Origin of the sequence: Actinomadura terrae, from assembly GCF_022751215.1 — a bacterium.
GTDB lineage: Bacteria > Actinomycetota > Actinomycetes > Streptosporangiales > Streptosporangiaceae > Spirillospora > Spirillospora terrae.
On the sequence record NZ_JAICDG010000001.1, the window covers coordinates 228928 to 244365 of the forward strand.

Below are 15438 nucleotides of genomic sequence, written 5' to 3' on the forward strand. Positions count from 1 at the left end.
GCGCGATGGGCACCGAGTTCACGCACCTGGACGACAAGGGCGCGGCCCGCATGGTCGACGTCTCGGCCAAGGGCGTCTCCGCCCGCACCGCGACCGCGACGGGGCTGGTCCGGCTGTCCGCCGAGTGCATAGCGCTGTTGCGCGCGGGTGACATGCCGAAGGGCGACGCCGTCTCGGTGGCGCGGATCGCCGGGATCATGGGCGCGAAGCGCGTGCCCGATCTCGTCCCGCTGTGCCACCCGATCGCGCTGCATGGCGTGACCGTCGACCTCACCGTCCAGGACGAGGGCGTCGCGATCACCGCCACCACCCGGACCGCCGACCGCACCGGAGTGGAGATGGAGGCGCTCACCTCCGTCACCGTCGCCGCGCTGGCCCTGATCGACATGGTGAAGGCCGTCGACCCGGCGGCCGTGATCACCGACGTCCGGGTCGAGGAGAAGACCGGCGGCAAGACCGGCGTCTGGCGCCGTCCCGCCGACCGGTCATGAGGCCGCGCGGTCATGAGGAGGGCGCGATGATCCGGGCGATGGCGGTCACGGTGTCGAACCGGGCGTCGGCGGGCGTGTACGCCGACAAGTCCGGGCCGGTGCTGGTCGAGATGCTGGAGGACCTCGGCTGCCAGGTGGACGGGCCGGTGGTCGTCCCCGACGGGGAGCCCGTCGCGGGCGTCCTGCGGGACGCGGTCGAGGGCGGCTACGACGTCGTCGTGACCTCCGGCGGGACGGGCCTCACCCCGACCGACCAGACACCGGAGATGACGCGCCGGGTGATCGAGCGCGAGATCCCGGGCATCGCCGAGGCCATCCGGCTGGAGGGACGCGAGGCGGTGCCCGCGGCGATCCTGTCCCGCGGCCTCGCCGGTGTCGCGGGCCGCACCCTGATCGTCAACCTGCCGGGCTCGACCGGCGGCGTCCGCGACGGCATGACCGTCCTCGGACGCGTCCTGCGACACGCCGTAGACCAGATCGCCGGCGGCGACCACTGACCCCCAGACCGCCTACGCGCGAATGACCAGGCCAGCTAGGCGCGGACGCCCAGGCCGCCTACGCGCGGGTGACCGGGCGGGCGACCAGGCCGATAACGAGCCGATGGCCAAGCCAACTACGCGTGGACGCCCATGCCGCCTGCGCGCCGATGGCCAGGCGGGCTACGCGCTGACGGCTTGGTCGGCTACGCGCCGATGGCCAGGTGGCTACGCGCGGATGACGTGGATGCCGGCTTCCTTGAAGGGGTCCAGGTCCGCCTCGGGGACGGCGGCGTCGGTCACCAGGACGTCGATCCTGGACGTGTCGCAGATCCGGGCGAACGCGCGGCGGCCGATCTTGGAGCTGTCCGCGACGACGATGATCTGCTCGGCGCGCTCGGCCATCAGCCGGCCGACGTCGGCCTCGCCCTCGTTGCGGCAGGTGGCGCCGTACTCGACGGTCACCCCGTTGACGCCGAGGATCGCGACGTCCAGCGTCACGTGGTCGAAGATCCCGGTGGCGAGCGGGCCGGTGAGCTCGTAGGACTGCGGGCGCGGCACCCCGCCGGTCAGGACGATCTTCACATGCGGGCGGACGGCCAGCTCGTTGCCGATGTTGAGCGCGTTCGTGACGATCGTGATCGTGGGTGAGGAGCCCTCGGCGTGCAGGTCGGCGCGGGTGGCGAGGACGCGGGCGACCTCGGAGGTCGTCGTGCCGCCGTTCAGGCCGATGATCGAGTCGGGCCGGGCGAGCTCGGCGGTCGCGGCCGCGATGCGCTGCTTCTCGGGGGCGTGCCGCGCGCTCTTGTAGCGCAGCGGCAGGTCGTAGCTCACGCTCTGCGCGACGGCGCCGCCCCGGGTGCGGGTGAGCATCTGCTGCTGCGCGAGCTGGTCGAAGTCGCGGCGGATCGTCGCGGGGGAGACCTCCATCCGCGCGGCGGCCTCCTCGACCGTGAGCCGCCCCTCCTCGGCGAGCAGACCCAGCAGGGCGTTCCAGCGCTCATGACGGGACACCTCGGCCCCCTTCCGGGCGGACGAGCAGGCGTGACGAGGTCATCCCAGGATACTAGCGATGCGCGCACATGGTCCTTTTTGTTCTGTTTTGCTATAAAGCAAGCACTAACAAGCATGAGCGCGCAAGGAGGATGTCCATGGCGGACATGCCGGACAGATCGGATTCGTTGGACGGGCCGGGCAGGCCGGACAGCAGGGGCGGTGCCCACACCGAGGCCGAGATCCGCTCCCAGCCCGCGCTGTGGCGGCGGGCCGCCGAGTCCGCCCCGGGACTGGCCGCCGTCCTGCCGCGCCCGGGCGAGCGCGTCGCCGTGGTGGGATGCGGGACGTCGTGGTTCGTCGCGCAGGCGTACGCGGCGCTGCGCGAGACCGCCGGGCGCGGCGAGACCGACGCGTTCGCCGCGTCCGAGGTGCCGCAGGGCCGCTCCTACGACCGCCTGCTGGCCCTGACCAGGTCGGGGACGACGACCGAGGTCCTGGACGTGCTCGGACGCGCCCGGGGCGCCGTCCCGACCGTGGCGATCACCGCCGATCCGGCGACGCCCGTCATGACGGCGGCGGACGAGCTCGTCGTGCTCGACTACGCCGACGAGAGGTCGGTGGTGCAGACGCGCTTCGCCACGACCCAGCTCGTCCTGCTGCGTGCCCACCTCGGCGAGGACGTCGCGAACGCCATCGCCGACGCCGAGCGCGCGCTCGCCGAGCCGCTGCCGGAGCCCGCCGTCCGGGCCGAGCAGTTCACCTTCCTCGGACGCGGCTGGACGGTCGGTCTCGCGCACGAGGCGGCGCTCAAGATGCGCGAGTCCGCCCGCGCCTGGACCGAGTCGTACCCCGCCATGGAGTACCGGCACGGCCCCATCAGCATCACCGGCCCCGGACGCGTCGCCTGGATGCTCGGCGAACCGCCCGCCGGGCTGGCCGCCCAGGTCGACGGCGTCGGCGGCACGATGATCACGAGCAGCCTGGACCCGCTCGCCGACCTCGTCCGCGTCCAGCGGCTGGCCGTGGAGCTCGCCCGCGCCCAGGGCGCCGACCCGGACAGGCCCCGCAACCTGACCCGCTCGGTCATCCTGGACGCGTCGTGACCGCCGTGACCGTCCTGCGGAACGCGCGCCTCGTGCTGCCGGACGGCATCCGGCGCGGTGACCTGCACATCCGGGACGCCCGCATCGTCCCGGAACCCGCGTCGCCGAGCGTAGCGGGAGCCTCGGACATTCCAGCGCCCGCCAAGCCCGCCCCTCCCTCCGCCAAGGACGCCCCTCCGCCCGCCGAGCTCGCCCCTCCGCCCGGCGAGCCCGACCGTCCGTCCACCGAGCCCGCCCCGCCGTCCGGCGAGACCGCCGAGGACGCCGCGACGTCCGAGGAGATCGACCTGGCCGGGCGGTACGTCGTGCCCGGTTTCGTCGACATGCACGTCCACGGCGGGGCCGGGGCGTCCTACCAGGGCGGCATCGAGGAGGAGGCGCGCCGGGCGGCCGCGTTCCACCTCGCCGCCGGGACCACCACCACGATCGCGAGCCTGGTCACCGGCGACCGGCGCGAACTCGCGGACGCGGTCGCGGCGCTGGCCGACCTCGCCGCCGACGGCGTGCTCGCGGGCGTCCACCTCGAAGGCCCCTACCTGGCGAGCGAACGGTGCGGCGCGCACGACCCCGCTCTGCTCAGGCCGCCGGACCTCGACGAGTTCCGGAAGCTGGCCGCACTCGGACGCGGCCACCTCCGCATGATCACGCTGGCGCCGGAACTGCCCGGCGCGCTCGACCTCGTCCGGGCGGCGGTGGACGCGGGAGTGATCGCCGCCGTCGGGCACACCGAGGCGCCGGGCGCGGTGGCCCGCGCGGCGTTCGACGCGGGCGCCCGCGTCGCGACGCACCTGTTCAACGCGATGCGCCCGCTGCACCACCGCGAGGGCGGCCCGATCGCCGCCGCGCTGACCGACCCCCGGGTCACGGTCGAGCTGATCAACGACGGCGTGCACGTGGAGCCCGCAGTCGCGCGGCTGGCCTTCGACGCGGCGGGCCCCGGCCGGGTCGCGCTGATCACCGACGCGATGGCGGCGGCCGGGATGGGCGACGGCGACTACCGGCTCGGCGTGATGGACGTCCAGGTCCGCGCCGGGCGCGCGACGCTCGCCGGCGGGACGTCGATCGCGGGCAGCACGATCACGATGGCGGACGGCTTCCGCCGCGCGGTCACCGAGGTCGGCCTGCCGATCGAGCGCGCCGCCGAGGCCGCCGCGCTGGTCCCGGCGCGGGCGCTCGGCATCGACGCGCGCGTCGGGTCCCTGGAGCCCGGCAAGGACGCGGACCTCCTCGTCCTGGACGACGACCTGTCCGTGGCCCGGGTGATGAAGGGCGGCCGCTGGCTGTGATCCTCACGGTCACGCTGAACCTCGCATGGGACGTCACCTACGACGTGCCGTCCGCGACGTGGGGCGGGTCCAACCGCGTGGGCGCCGTGCGGGAAAGGGCGGGCGGCAAGGGCGTCAACGTCGCCCGGGTGGCCGCCGCGCTGGGCCAGGACGTCCTGGCCACCGGACTGGCCGGGGGAGCCACCGGTGAACAGGTCCGCGCCGACCTCGACGCGGTTGGCCTTCCGCACGCATTTTCCCCCGTCCAGGGGACGTCCCGACGCACCCTCACCGTCGTCGCCCCGGCAGAGACAACCGTCTTCAATGAAACCGGCCCCGAAATCTCGCTAGGGGAGTGGGAGGCGTTCCAAGAGCACTACAAGGAGCTTCTCCACCGGGCGGACGTGATCGTCCTCTCGGGCAGCCTCCCGCCGGGCGTCCCCCGGGACGCCTACGCCACGCTGACGGCCCTCGCGGCGGGCCGCCCAGTGATCCTCGACGCGGACGGCGACGCGCTCTCCCTGGGCGTCTCAGCGGGCCCCGCGGTCGTGAAACCCAACGCGGACGAACTCCGCCGCGCCACCGGTCAGGAGCCCGTCCCCGGGGCCCGCGCGCTACAGGAATCGGGCGCGAGCGCCGTACTGGTGTCACTCGGCCAGGACGGTCTCCTGGCCGTCACCCCCGACGGCGCCTGGACGGCGAAACCGCCCGCGCCCATGGCGGGCAACCCCACCGGCGCCGGGGACGCGGCGGTGGCCGCCACTGCGCGCGCCCTGATTTCGTCCACCCCCTGGCCCGTCCTCCTCCGGGACGCGGTCGCCCTTTCCGCCGCGGCCGTGCGCGCGCCCGTCGCGGGCGACTTCGACGCCGCCGCCTACGCCCGCCTCCTCCCCGAGATCGTCATAGAAGGACTCCCATGCCCCTCGTAGGAACCGGCGACATCCTCAAAACCAGCGACGGGCGCGGCGTGGGCGCGTTCAACGTCGTCCTGCTGGAGCACGCCACCGCCATCGTCGCCGGAGCGGAGGCCGCCGGAGCGCCCGTCGTCCTCCAGATCAGCGAGAACTGCGTGCGCTACCACGGCGCCGCCGCCCCGATCATCACCGCCGCGCTCGCGACCGCCCGCGCCGCCACCGTGCCGGTGGCCGTCCATCTCGATCACGCGACGTCTGTCGGGCTCGTCCATGAGGCGGTCGAGCTGGGCGTCGGATCGGTGATGTTCGACGCCTCCCCCCTCCCCTATGCCGACAACGTCGCCGCCACCGCCGAGGTCGCCGCCTGGTGCCATGCCCGCGGCGTGTTCGTGGAGGCCGAACTCGGCGAGGTGGGCGGCAAGGACGGCGTGCACGCCCCGGGCGCCCGCACCGACCCCGCCGAGGCCGCCGCCTACGTGTCCGCCACGGACGTGGACGCCCTCGCCGTGGCCGTCGGCACCTCGCACGCCATGCTCACCCGCGACGCCGTCCTCGACCTGGACCTGATCTCCGAGCTGCGTGCCGCCGTGCCCGTCCCGCTCGTCCTGCACGGCTCCTCGGGCGTTCCGGACGCGACGCTCGCCGCCGCCGTCCGGCACGGCATGACGAAGATCAATATCGCCACCCACCTCAACGCCGTCCTCACCGCCGAGGTCAGGCGGGCACTGGACGCCGATCCGGCGCTCGTCGATCCCCGCAAATACCTGCAACCAGCACGAAACGCCGTGTCCCGGGAGGTGACTCGGCTCCTGGACGTCCTGTACGGCGGAATTCTCGGTGACAATTGATGGCGTCCACCCCGGCTACCAGGGAATCATGGGAACCGTGGAACGCTTGCGGGGATGGCCGGTCACCCTGACCGAGGGCCCTGTCGGGCTGCGCCCGCTGCGGCACCGCGACGCCGCCACCTGGCGCGACCTGCGGGTCCGCAACGCCGACTGGCTCCGCCCCTGGGAGCCCACCAACCCCGAGACGCCGCTGTTCCGCAGCGGCCTCGGCCCCTACGTCAGCATGGTCCACACCATGCGCCGCGAGGCGCGCCAGGGCCTCGCCCTCCCCTGGGTCGTCACCCACGAGGGCCACTTCGCGGGCCAGCTCACGATCGGCGCGATCGTCTGGGGCTCGGCCCGCTCCGCCCAGATCGGCTACTGGGTCGACCGCCAGGTCGCCGGACGCGGCGTCATTCCCACCGCCGTCGCCCTCGCCGTCGACCACTGTTTCTTCACCGTCGGCCTCCATCGGGTCGAGGCGAATATCCGCCCCGAGAACACCGCCAGCCGCCGCGTCGTCGAGAAACTCGGATTCCGGGAAGAGGGAATTCGGCGCCGCCATCTGCACATCGACGGCGCGTGGCGCGACCACATCTGCTACGCCCTCACGGTCGAGGACGTGCCCGGTGGCCTGCGCGCCCGCTGGCTCGCCGGACGCAAGCAGGCCTTTCCCCGCTCGACCTCATGACGCCCGGCTGACTTTCCGGCCGTAAGAATCCTCCGATCGAGAAGGCTCGGCAAACGGAGAGTAACGGCGGCATCGATCTCGCGACACACCGCCCCTTATGCTCGTCAACCTCTGACACCGGCTCGTACCGTGCGGGGCGTGACCCTGCTCCCATTGCACGTTCGCGCGCCGAAAGTCGGCTCGCCGGTCGAGCGTGCCCTGGGAACGGCGGTGGGCCGGTGAGCAGCGCCGTCCTGTACCTCGCGATCGTCGCGGTCTGGGCCGTCGTCCTCGTCCCCATGTGGCTGCGCCGCGACACCGAGGCCGGAATCACCCGCCTCCTCCACAAACGCGCCGACGAGCCCGCCACGGACGACACCCTGGAGGAGACCCCCTCGGAACCCGACCAGCCCGCTCAGCCGGACCAGCCGGACCGCGAGACCCGCCCGGGCCGCCCCGGCCGCGCCGCCGTCATCGCCCGGCGCCGCCGCCGCACCGCGGGCCTGTCCCTGCTGGCCATGACGACCATCGTCCTGACCGCGACGGGCGTCGTGCCGTGGTGGGCCGTCCTGCCCCCGGTCGTCCTGCTGTTCGGCCACCTCGCACTGCTACGCGTCGCCGTCGGCATGGACGCCGCCCGCGCCCAGGCCGCCGCCGACGCCCGCGCCAAGGCCCGCCACGCCGCCCGCCTGGCCGAGCAGCCCACCGAACCCACCGAGACAGCCGAACCCGCCGAGGTCATCGAGCTCGTCCCCGCCGACGAGGTCTTCGACCAGTACGCCGACGACCGCCGCGCGGTCGGCGAATAACCGGTGCGCGAGCATGTCCCAATGTTTGCTAACCTTACGGAGTCCTTGGGGCTGTAGCGCAGTCCGGTAGCGCACCTCGTTCGCATCGAGGGGGTCAGGGGTTCAAATCCCCTCAGCTCCACCCAGGATTCGCAGGTCAGAGGCTGGTTCAGGAGAAATCCTAGACCGGCCTCTGATCATTTGCCACCACGTCGCCACCAAGACCAGGCGACACTAGATGGCACGATCCGGCCGCCCCGGCCACCCCAGCCACACCCGGCGCCATCCCCTCAGCTGACAGCAACGATCCCCACCGCCCGGCACTCCGCGACCTTCGCTCACAGCGCCGACTCAGCGGTGAACGGCACCAACGAACTCCCCGCCGTCACGAACCACCCCTTAGCTCCCTACCGACTCAACGTCGACCAAGGCGATCAACGGATACGTGAGGATCGTGACGCGGTGGACCGGATGAAAAGACGCCTGACCCTGCGACGGAAGGTGCGGCGTCGCCGCCCGCTCACTGGCCGGTCGACAGGGGCGGTGCTGCCCACGAGGTCGGCGGCGTCGTACCTGCCACCGTTTTCGTGATGGCCATCGATTGAGTGCGGATCGTTGGAGGTGAACCAGAGCGTCGTCCAGGGATTGGGCATGGGAGATGCCTTTCGTGGTGGGGGCGACGGTCGGCGCATTCGATGTACGGCGCTGCTCGCGCAGTCCCGGCGCCGACGAGCAGCGCCGTACGGGATGGCGTGGCGGCACCAGACCACGGGGGCAGGTCGCGGTGCCGCCACGCCCGAGGCCCGGTGTGGGCCTCGTCCCCTCGCCCCAGTTCCGACCGCACCGATCGGGGGGCGTCGGAAGGCCGGTGGAGCGAGGGCTGAGAGGGGACGACGCGACGGCGGGGTTCCCTCCCCGGGTAGTTCCGCCGTGACGCCGTCCCCGGCTTAGGTGGCGTCAGCCGATCTCGGTCAGCAGCCGCCACACTGCGACGGTGAGCGCGCCCTCGGTGTCGGCCTCCACCAACCGGAACCCGTACGTGGCCGACGGCCACGGGAGCATGGCGAACCAATGCCCGGTCGCGTGGCCGTACCAAGGGTTGACGTTCGCCGGGAGCCGCAGCGGCGGCTGAGCAGGTGCGGCCAGAACAGGCGTCACAGGCGCGTCCTGAGGGACGGGCGCGGGTGTGGATGACCGTCCGATCGACTGTGCTTGTGGCGCCGCGTGGGGCTCACTGAGCCGGCACACCAGACGCCCCTTCCGGCCCGTCGGACACGTCGGACGTCCAGATGTGGGGCGCGCTGGCCCTCAGCCGTTGTGACACGTCGTCGCGGTGCTGCTCGTCGTTGGAGTCCAAGGCCGCCAGCGTGTCCTGCCAGAGGTCGCGGGGAAGCGCCATGTAGTTACTACCGCTGCGGCGCCTGCTGCCGGTGGCCTCCTCCTCGCCGACTCGGCGCAGCTTGCCGCGCAGTTCCTCGGCCGAGTCGGCGTCCAGCTCGGTAACGACCTGGTCGCATGCGGGGAGCACGTCCGAGCGGGCGCGTTCGATCGGACGCATGGCCCACCAGCGCCTCGTATCGGTGGTGCGGACGATCGACCAGGAGGGAAACTCCTCCCGCAACGAGATCCTCTCCGCCTCCACCATGTCCGCTCTGATCAGTTCCTGTGGTTTGCCCATAATCGTCTCCCATTCCCGGTCAGACCCGGTCGGCGAATCAGATCACCGCGCCCGAGGCCGTCTTGTTTTGTGTGGCACGGCTGGTCCACACCTCTGAGGTTCAGAAGTTGACCGTGTTCGTCCACCCAACTCGCGGGAAGGCGGTTACAGCCAGAGCACGACCAGTGCATGATTGAGGCGTCGGCGAGGCATCCCCTGGCCCGACCAGCAGAGACACCCCCACAGAATGCGGCCTCTAGCAGCCCCGAAGAGAAGGGTGATGTATGGCGTTGAAGCGGCGCCGACTAGCCCAACGTCGGCGATCAATGGGTTACAGCCAAGAGAGCCTGGCCGAGGAACTCAATACAGATCGATCAACCGTCGGCCGGTGGGAACGCGCCGAAACCGATCCAATGCCTTGGATCCGCCCCAAACTCGCCCAAAAGCTTGGGATCACGCTTGACGAGTTGAACGATCTCCTCACCGACGTCCAGCAGGTCCCGGAGCAGCAGGGCGATCGCCTGGACTACGCGCTTCACAATCCCAGCAAAGTCGATCTTGTCGCGGTCGCCTACCTCCGGCAGCGCGTCCACGATCTTGCTGACGGCTACGACGACCACCCATCAGCGCTGATACTGGCCAAGGCGGGGCAGTGCCACGGCCAGGTCTCCTACCTTCGCCAGCACACCCCGAGTGATCGCGTCCGCCACGAACTGTGGACGGTGGAATCCGAATCGGCGATCCTCATGGGTCAGCTCGTCTGGGACGCATCACAGCGCCGCGACCACGCCACCGCGTTGGCCTTCTACGACCAGGCGGTCACAGCCGCACGCGAGCGGTGCGACCCGCTAACCGAGGGACAGGCAGAGCTGCGCAAGTGTTACGTCGCCCTGTACGGTGCACGAAACCCCGGTGAGGGGCTCGCCCGAGCCAGACGCGCCGCTCGGATCAGCCGTAATGTCAGTAATGTCCTAACGGGACTCGCCCTACTTCATGCTGCCGAAGCGTATGCCATGGCAGGAGACCAAAAGAACTGCGAGAAGATGCTCGGCTCCGCCGAAAGTACCTTCGCAAGGATCCAGCCGGATGATCTAGCCAGCGAGCAGTTTTCGCCGACTCAGTTCGGACGGTTGGCCGGATCCTGCTACCTCTTCCTCGGAAACCCGGCGAAAGCGCAAGTCTATCTAGAACAGACAGCCGCCAACCTGCACGCTTGGCAGAAGTCGCGAGCCATCGTGTTGGGCAACCTGAGCTTGGCGCATCTGCGTCAAGAAAATATCGATGGCGCCATCGAGATCCTCAACGAGACCATAGATATCTTGGAAAGTACACGTGGAGGTGGAGGTCTCAACATCGCGTTCACAGCCGGACGCGAGCTACGGCCATGGCGGCAGTTGACCTCCGTGTGCGACGTACATGATCGACTACTGGGACTCATGACCACCGCCTGAGGAGCGCACCGCATGGCCAGCACAGACCAAGCCAAGCGCCTCGTACGAGAACGCATCTGGGATCTCTTGGAGCAGCGGGACGCCGTACCTGAACCAGGTGTCCACGGTCACATCCCAGACTTCCACGGCGCCGTCGCCGCTGCGGAACGACTGGCGGGACTGCCTACCTGGCAGGCCGCCCAAGTGGTCAAGGCGGTACCCGACCAGGCCCAACACCCTGTGCGAACCCATGCCTTGTTCACAGGCAAGCTTCTCTACATGGCTGTGCCCAGGCTCGCCGACCCCTTGCCGTTCTACCTGCTCGATCCGGAGACCCTGCCAGTTCCTCCCGCCGAGGCCGCAACCGCGAGAACTGCCGCCAAGGTCGCCCGCAAGGTGGCAGTCGAAGAGATGCGCCCCGTCGACGTCGTGGTCTGCGGCAGCGTCGCGGTAAACCGCGCAGGCGCCCGCCTAGGAAAGGGCGCCGGGTACTCCGACATCGAAGTCGCCCTTCTGTGCGAGGCCGGCCTCGTCACGCCGCGAACCACCATCGTGACAACCGTGCATCCCCTCCAGGTAGTCGACGAACCGCTCCCCGAGGAAGAGCACGACTTCCGGGTAGACCTGATCGTCACGCCAGACGAGGTCATCCCCTGCGGCCCGTCCCGTAGGCCATCCGGCCTCCTCTGGAACAGCCTGACCGCCGAGAAGATCGCTTCCATCCCGCTACTTGCCGCCCGCGCCCCAAAGTAAGGCGCCTCGACGCAAAGCCGCCCTGACACCGACCAACGCGCCGCCACCAGCAGAACAGCTCACCGCCAGACCGCACCCGACACGGCATCCGATGCGCACACCGAGACAACGCCGCCACCCGCTGCGGCACCTCCTCTCCCGCTACGGCGCCACCTCCCGGATCGCGCCCGATCCTCACCACACGCTGGACCGCGCCCGGTCCAGCCGCCATAAGTGCACGATTTCCATTTCTTGCCCCGCGCCAGCGGAGCCCCCAACGGGCGGCTCATAGCTGGGGCGCCCGATAAGAAGACTGGCTCTTCCTCTCTGGAGGGGCCCAGGGACGACATCCGGGCTGAGTTGAGCCATGATGAGCAGCAGGGAGATCGCCACGACCCCACAACCCGTTCCCACACTCGGCATCGCATGAGGCTGCCGTGAGCGCGGATCCAAACGTTTATGAACAACTCGCCTCCACCACATCAGCGCCCGAGATCGGCCGACCAGTGCCCGTCTGCCTCTCAGCTATAGCAACACCCCTACCGGCGAAGGACCGCCCGAGGTTGACCGGCCACACTGCCGCTTCCACACCTCAACCGCCCGGTCGTCACGTTCGACGGCGCGGCCTCCGGGCACCTGCACTGAGCTTCCCCCGTACGGCGGACACTTGACCTGAGGTCACCGGCGATCATCAGGAGGGATGTTCGCCATGCCGTCACCACACTCGCCGCATCCGGGTTCTGGCGCCACCGGCCACCCGACCACAGCGTGGGTGACCCGAGCGGCGCGGAACCTGGTCATGGCTCTTGGGTACGCGGGCTGCCGGGCACGGTTCTTGATCCGCGACCGGACGCTAAGTTCCCTGCGCTGTTCGTGACCTGCGCGGACGAGGTTTTCGGCAGGGGCGGCACCAGCGGTACCGATCCGTCGCGGCGATCATGGTGGTGGGTCGTCTTTGGAGTCGGCCACCAGGCGCGTGAGTTCGACGCGTGAGCCGATGCCGAGTTTGCGGTACACCTGCCGCAGGTGGAAGGCGACGGTGTGCACGCTGATGAACAGTCGATCGGCGACGCGCTGATTGGTCAGTCCCTGCGCGACGAGCAGGGAGACCCGCTGCTCGGTCCCGGTGAGTCCCGCCCAGCCGCTGGCGGGCCGCCTGCGGTTGTCCCAATGGCGACGCCGCTCGCCCAACTGGCGGAGCCTGCTGCGCACTCGGGCGGTGTCTCGCCCCGCCCCGGCGGCCCGATACTGCGACAGTGCCGCATCGAGGGCCTGCACTGCCTGCTCGCGTTCCCCGCTGTGGTGTCGCAGCAGCAATGCCAGGTCTTCGCTGGCCAAGGCGCGCGCCCACGGATCGGTGTGCGCCCTGGCGGCAGCGTGCAGCACCTCGGGGTCGCCGTACAGAACAGCGCGGGCGTGTTGGGCCGCAGTCGACACGCTGGGCACGGTGGGATTGCGCCGGGCGATATCGTCAGCGGCCGCGACGATCCGTTCGGCCCCTGATGCCTCGCCGGCCGCCAGCGCGGTCCGTGTCAGCCATGCCGGTGCGGCGGGACCGCTGAGAAGCAACCGGTAGTGGTCCTGCGGACTGTCGAACAGGTCGCTCAGCGCCGTCACGGCGGCTTGCGGACCTTCGCGGGCTTCGGTCACCTGCGCCGCGACCAGGTCCGGGAGACCGAGGTCACGCGGGTGGCGCTCGGCCGCCCGGCGATCTTCTGCCGGGGGCGGCGCCGCATCCTCCAGGTCACCGCGGCGCAGCGCGGCCGCCGACAGTGCGCATCTCGCGGCCGCTGCCAGGAGAGGGGCGCCCGCTGCGGTTGCCTCATCGAGTCCGGATCTCGCCTCCGCGATCGCCTCGCCTGGTCGTCCCTCCACCAAGTGCAGCCAGGCGCGCAGGATCGCCAGGCCCGGCGACCACGCCGCCGGGTTACTCCTGCCGAGCCCCCCGGTCGCGGTCTCCATCGCCTGCCGGGCTTCATCGAGCCGCCGCAACTGCACCAGCCTCATGGCGAGGATCATGCTGGGATGTGGCTGACCGGCGTCCAGGGCGGCGCCCAGCGTCCTTTTGGCTGCCTCCTCCAGCAAGTCGAGCGCGGTCGTGAGGCGCGCCGCGTCCCAGGCGTCCTGCGCGAGCAGGACGAGCGCAGCGATTGTCAGAGGCCGACTGGGAGACTCGTCACCGACGACGATCTGTTGCGCCCGGTCCCGCAGATCGGCGTTCCCGCTCCGAAGAGTTTCAGCTTGCAGGAGGGCGAGCTCGGCACGCTGGTGCAACTCCTTGGGCAGCTCTGCGATGTCGAGCGCGGCCTGGGCCGTCTCCGCCGCTCTGCTCGCCTGGCCCATGGGGAGCAGGGCGAGCGCCTGGATGATCATTATCTCGGCGGCGATGGCGCCGGTCGCGTTGCCGCACAGCGCCGCGTCCGCGAGCTTCACGGTCTCGGCCGGTCGGCCGGCGGCCAAGAGCGCATGCAGGACGGCCAGTACCCGCGGAATGTGCAATGGGTCGATGGGATCGGTGAGTTCGAGAGCGCGCGCTGCGATGTCGACGGTGATGTACGAGGCGCCGGCGGACGTTCGGGCTGCGGCCTCGTCCAAGCCCGCCAGAGCGTGGGGGTCGCCCGACCTTGCCCCGCTCATCAGGAGGGTGGCCGCCGCCGTGGTCCGGGCCCCACGCTCCAGCAGCAGCCACCCGATCTGTCCCTGAAGGGATTGGCGGACGGGGGCGGGAATACCGTCCGCGACGGTCCGGCGGACGAGGTCGTGCCGGAAGGCCAGATCGTCCCCGCGAGCCTCCAGGAGGTCGGCCGCGACCGCGGCCTCCAGCGCGGGCAGGAGTTCGGCCGGGGTGATTCTGAGGAGTTCGGCGGCGTCCTGGGGGTGGAAGGTGGCGCCGACGACGGCCGCGACCTCGAGAAGATGCCGGGTGCCGGGGTCCAGGACGTCGAGCCGCTGCTTCACCAGCAACCGGATCCGTTCCGGGAGACGGGTGCTGGTCAGGCACGCGTGTCCGTCACGCACCACGAGGCTGCCTTCCTCGCGCAGTCCTTTCAGCAGCTGAACGATCAATGAGGGATTCCCGCCGGCCTGGCCGGCCAGGACGTGGAGGGCGCGGTCAGGTTTCGCGCCCACAGTGTCGATGAACAGTCCGAGGACCGCCTCATCGTCGAAAGGAGGCAGTGTCAGATGGGTCGCGCCCGTCGCTCTCAGCAGTGTGAACAACCGGTCCAGGGCGTGCCCGCCCGCTGCGCGGCGGCGGGCCAGTATCCAGCACACGGGCGAGGCGACCAATTGCGCCGGCAGTATCCGGAGCGCGCTGATCAAGGCGGAATCGGCCCACTGCATATCGTCCAGCACCACCAGAATCCTGCTGGAGTGGGCCTTGGCCTCCACCGCGGCCCGCAAATGTTCGACCTGCCTGGCCGGACGCCCGGATTCGGCGGTTGTCTCGCTGAGATCCACGATCCCCGTCAGAGCCGACGCAAGCGGCTCCATCAGCGTCGGCGGCCCAAGCTCGACGGGACCGCCGGACGCCACGAGGTATCCGTTGCGTGCAGCCGCCTGACAGACCTCGGCCAGAAAATGGGTACGCCCGATTCCCGCCTCTCCCTCGACGAGCAGCACCCGGGCCGCGCTCGACTCGGGGGCGGCTGGCGGGGCGGGCCCGGTCAACAGGTCGGTGACCTGTCGGTGCTCATGGCCCCGGTCCAAGGCCGTTCGCTCGGTCGGTGGCGGCTGCGGTCGGTTCACAGGGCGCCTCTGCCCCTGACCGCAGGTGGCATGTCCGTGCCGAAGATCAGCAGCTGGCCCTCTTCCTCAAAATCACCGATGTTTTACCGATTGAAGACCGGAGCCCGTCACAGCAGGGCGCTGTCAAAGCCGGAGGTCGAGAACGGGTCGCATGCGTTTCCTTGCGGCGGCTGAGGGTCGCGCCGGTCGGGGAAGACGGTCGGGGACCAGCGCGTGGGCCAGCCACACATGTGCATCCTCAGAACTGACAGGCTACGAGGGGACCAGGCCCGGTGGGGGGCGACGACACGCCTGGCACCGGCTCGAGACGCCCGGCCGAGGGGGCGGACGCCTGCCGACGGC

The 15438-nt window shown here is 70.7% G+C and carries 14 protein-coding genes and 1 tRNA gene; 11 read left to right on the forward strand and 4 right to left on the reverse strand.

Going from position 1 to position 15438, the window contains the following annotated elements; translation table 11 throughout:
• The first annotated feature begins 5 nt into the window (after nt 1-5).
• Together moaC and K2F47_RS01050 are read left to right on the forward strand one after the other, a co-directional pair.
• The gene (gene moaC / locus K2F47_RS01045) at nt 6-491 is read left to right on the forward strand and encodes a cyclic pyranopterin monophosphate synthase MoaC (protein ID WP_242902523.1); all 486 of its coding nucleotides are present in this window, start codon (nt 6-8) and stop codon (nt 489-491) included.
• A gap of 26 nt (nt 492-517) precedes the next feature.
• Nucleotides 518-988: a MogA/MoaB family molybdenum cofactor biosynthesis protein gene (locus K2F47_RS01050; RefSeq protein ID WP_242900750.1), complete on the forward strand. Its 471-nt coding sequence runs from the start codon at nt 518-520 to the stop codon at nt 986-988.
• Between the two features lie 207 nt (nt 989-1195).
• On the opposite strand, the gene K2F47_RS01055 is transcribed toward K2F47_RS01050, so the two are convergent.
• Entirely contained in the window at nt 1196-1981 is a 786-nt protein-coding gene (locus K2F47_RS01055) for a DeoR/GlpR family DNA-binding transcription regulator (protein ID WP_242900751.1), read from the reverse strand.
• A 137-nt stretch (nt 1982-2118) separates the two neighbouring features.
• On the opposite strand from K2F47_RS01055, the gene K2F47_RS01060 reads away from it, so the two are divergent.
• From K2F47_RS01060 to K2F47_RS01090, 7 genes are all read left to right on the forward strand, one after another.
• A complete protein-coding gene (locus K2F47_RS01060) occupies nt 2119-3066 on the forward strand; it encodes an SIS domain-containing protein (protein WP_443611967.1) in 948 nt (315 codons plus the stop codon).
• Entirely contained in the window at nt 3063-4352 is a 1290-nt protein-coding gene (gene nagA / locus K2F47_RS01065; protein WP_242900752.1) for an N-acetylglucosamine-6-phosphate deacetylase, read from the forward strand. Before K2F47_RS01060 ends, nagA begins: the two co-directional genes overlap by 4 nt.
• Nucleotides 4349-5260 carry a 1-phosphofructokinase family hexose kinase gene (locus tag K2F47_RS01070; RefSeq protein WP_242900753.1) on the forward strand — a complete coding sequence of 304 codons (912 nt, stop codon included), beginning with the start codon at nt 4349-4351 and terminating at the stop codon, nt 5258-5260. Before nagA ends, K2F47_RS01070 begins: the two co-directional genes overlap by 4 nt.
• Nucleotides 5248-6093, forward strand: coding sequence for a class II fructose-bisphosphate aldolase (locus K2F47_RS01075; RefSeq protein ID WP_242900754.1), 846 nt, complete (start codon nt 5248-5250; stop codon nt 6091-6093). Before K2F47_RS01070 ends, K2F47_RS01075 begins: the two co-directional genes overlap by 13 nt.
• A 28-nt stretch (nt 6094-6121) precedes the next feature.
• Nucleotides 6122-6763: a GNAT family N-acetyltransferase gene (locus K2F47_RS01080; protein WP_242900755.1), complete on the forward strand. Its 642-nt coding sequence runs from the start codon at nt 6122-6124 to the stop codon at nt 6761-6763.
• A 218-nt stretch (nt 6764-6981) separates the two neighbouring features.
• Nucleotides 6982-7551 carry a divisome protein SepX/GlpR gene (sepX, locus tag K2F47_RS01085; RefSeq protein ID WP_242900756.1) on the forward strand — a complete coding sequence of 190 codons (570 nt, stop codon included), beginning with the start codon at nt 6982-6984 and terminating at the stop codon, nt 7549-7551.
• 47 nt (nt 7552-7598) lie between these two features.
• Nucleotides 7599-7672: transfer RNA gene (locus K2F47_RS01090), tRNA-Ala, on the forward strand.
• An 815-nt stretch (nt 7673-8487) separates the two neighbouring features.
• On the opposite strand, the gene K2F47_RS01095 is transcribed toward K2F47_RS01090, so the two are convergent.
• Both K2F47_RS01095 and K2F47_RS01100 read right to left on the reverse strand, forming a co-directional pair.
• On the reverse strand, nt 8488-8688 hold the full coding sequence (locus K2F47_RS01095; protein WP_242900757.1) for a hypothetical protein: 201 nt from the start codon (nt 8686-8688) through the stop codon (nt 8488-8490).
• Between the two features lie 73 nt (nt 8689-8761).
• On the reverse strand, nt 8762-9208 hold the full coding sequence (locus K2F47_RS01100; RefSeq protein ID WP_242900758.1) for a hypothetical protein: 447 nt from the start codon (nt 9206-9208) through the stop codon (nt 8762-8764).
• A gap of 263 nt (nt 9209-9471) precedes the next feature.
• Between K2F47_RS01100 and K2F47_RS01105 the strand changes: the two genes are divergently transcribed.
• The gene (locus K2F47_RS01105) at nt 9472-10638 is read left to right on the forward strand and encodes a helix-turn-helix transcriptional regulator (RefSeq protein WP_272496399.1); all 1167 of its coding nucleotides are present in this window, start codon (nt 9472-9474) and stop codon (nt 10636-10638) included.
• Between the two features lie 12 nt (nt 10639-10650).
• Nucleotides 10651-11370 carry a 5-formyltetrahydrofolate cyclo-ligase gene (locus tag K2F47_RS01110; RefSeq protein WP_242900760.1) on the forward strand — a complete coding sequence of 240 codons (720 nt, stop codon included), beginning with the start codon at nt 10651-10653 and terminating at the stop codon, nt 11368-11370.
• A gap of 915 nt (nt 11371-12285) precedes the next feature.
• Here the strand turns inward: K2F47_RS01110 and K2F47_RS01115 are convergent.
• Nucleotides 12286-15096: an ATP-binding protein gene (locus K2F47_RS01115; RefSeq protein WP_242900761.1), complete on the reverse strand. Its 2811-nt coding sequence runs from the start codon at nt 15094-15096 to the stop codon at nt 12286-12288.
• Between the last annotated feature and the right edge of the window lie 342 nt (nt 15097-15438).

What these genes read in the sequence shown, in the direction of transcription:
- K2F47_RS01075 (WP_242900754.1), top strand. Translation starts at nt 5,248, where the DNA reads ATGCCCCTCGTAGGAACCGGCGACATCCTCAAAACCAGCGACGGGCGC.
- K2F47_RS01050 (WP_242900750.1), top strand. Translation starts at nt 518, where the DNA reads ATGATCCGGGCGATGGCGGTCACGGTGTCGAACCGGGCGTCGGCGGGC.
- moaC (WP_242902523.1), top strand. Translation starts at nt 6, where the DNA reads ATGGGCACCGAGTTCACGCACCTGGACGACAAGGGCGCGGCCCGCATG.
- K2F47_RS01110 (WP_242900760.1), top strand. Translation starts at nt 10,651, where the DNA reads ATGGCCAGCACAGACCAAGCCAAGCGCCTCGTACGAGAACGCATCTGG.
- K2F47_RS01105 (WP_272496399.1), top strand. Translation starts at nt 9,472, where the DNA reads ATGGCGTTGAAGCGGCGCCGACTAGCCCAACGTCGGCGATCAATGGGT.
- K2F47_RS01080 (WP_242900755.1), top strand. Translation starts at nt 6,122, where the DNA reads ATGGGAACCGTGGAACGCTTGCGGGGATGGCCGGTCACCCTGACCGAG.
- K2F47_RS01100 (WP_242900758.1), bottom strand. Translation starts at nt 9,208, where the DNA reads ATGGGCAAACCACAGGAACTGATCAGAGCGGACATGGTGGAGGCGGAG.
- K2F47_RS01060 (WP_443611967.1), top strand. Translation starts at nt 2,119, where the DNA reads ATGGCGGACATGCCGGACAGATCGGATTCGTTGGACGGGCCGGGCAGG.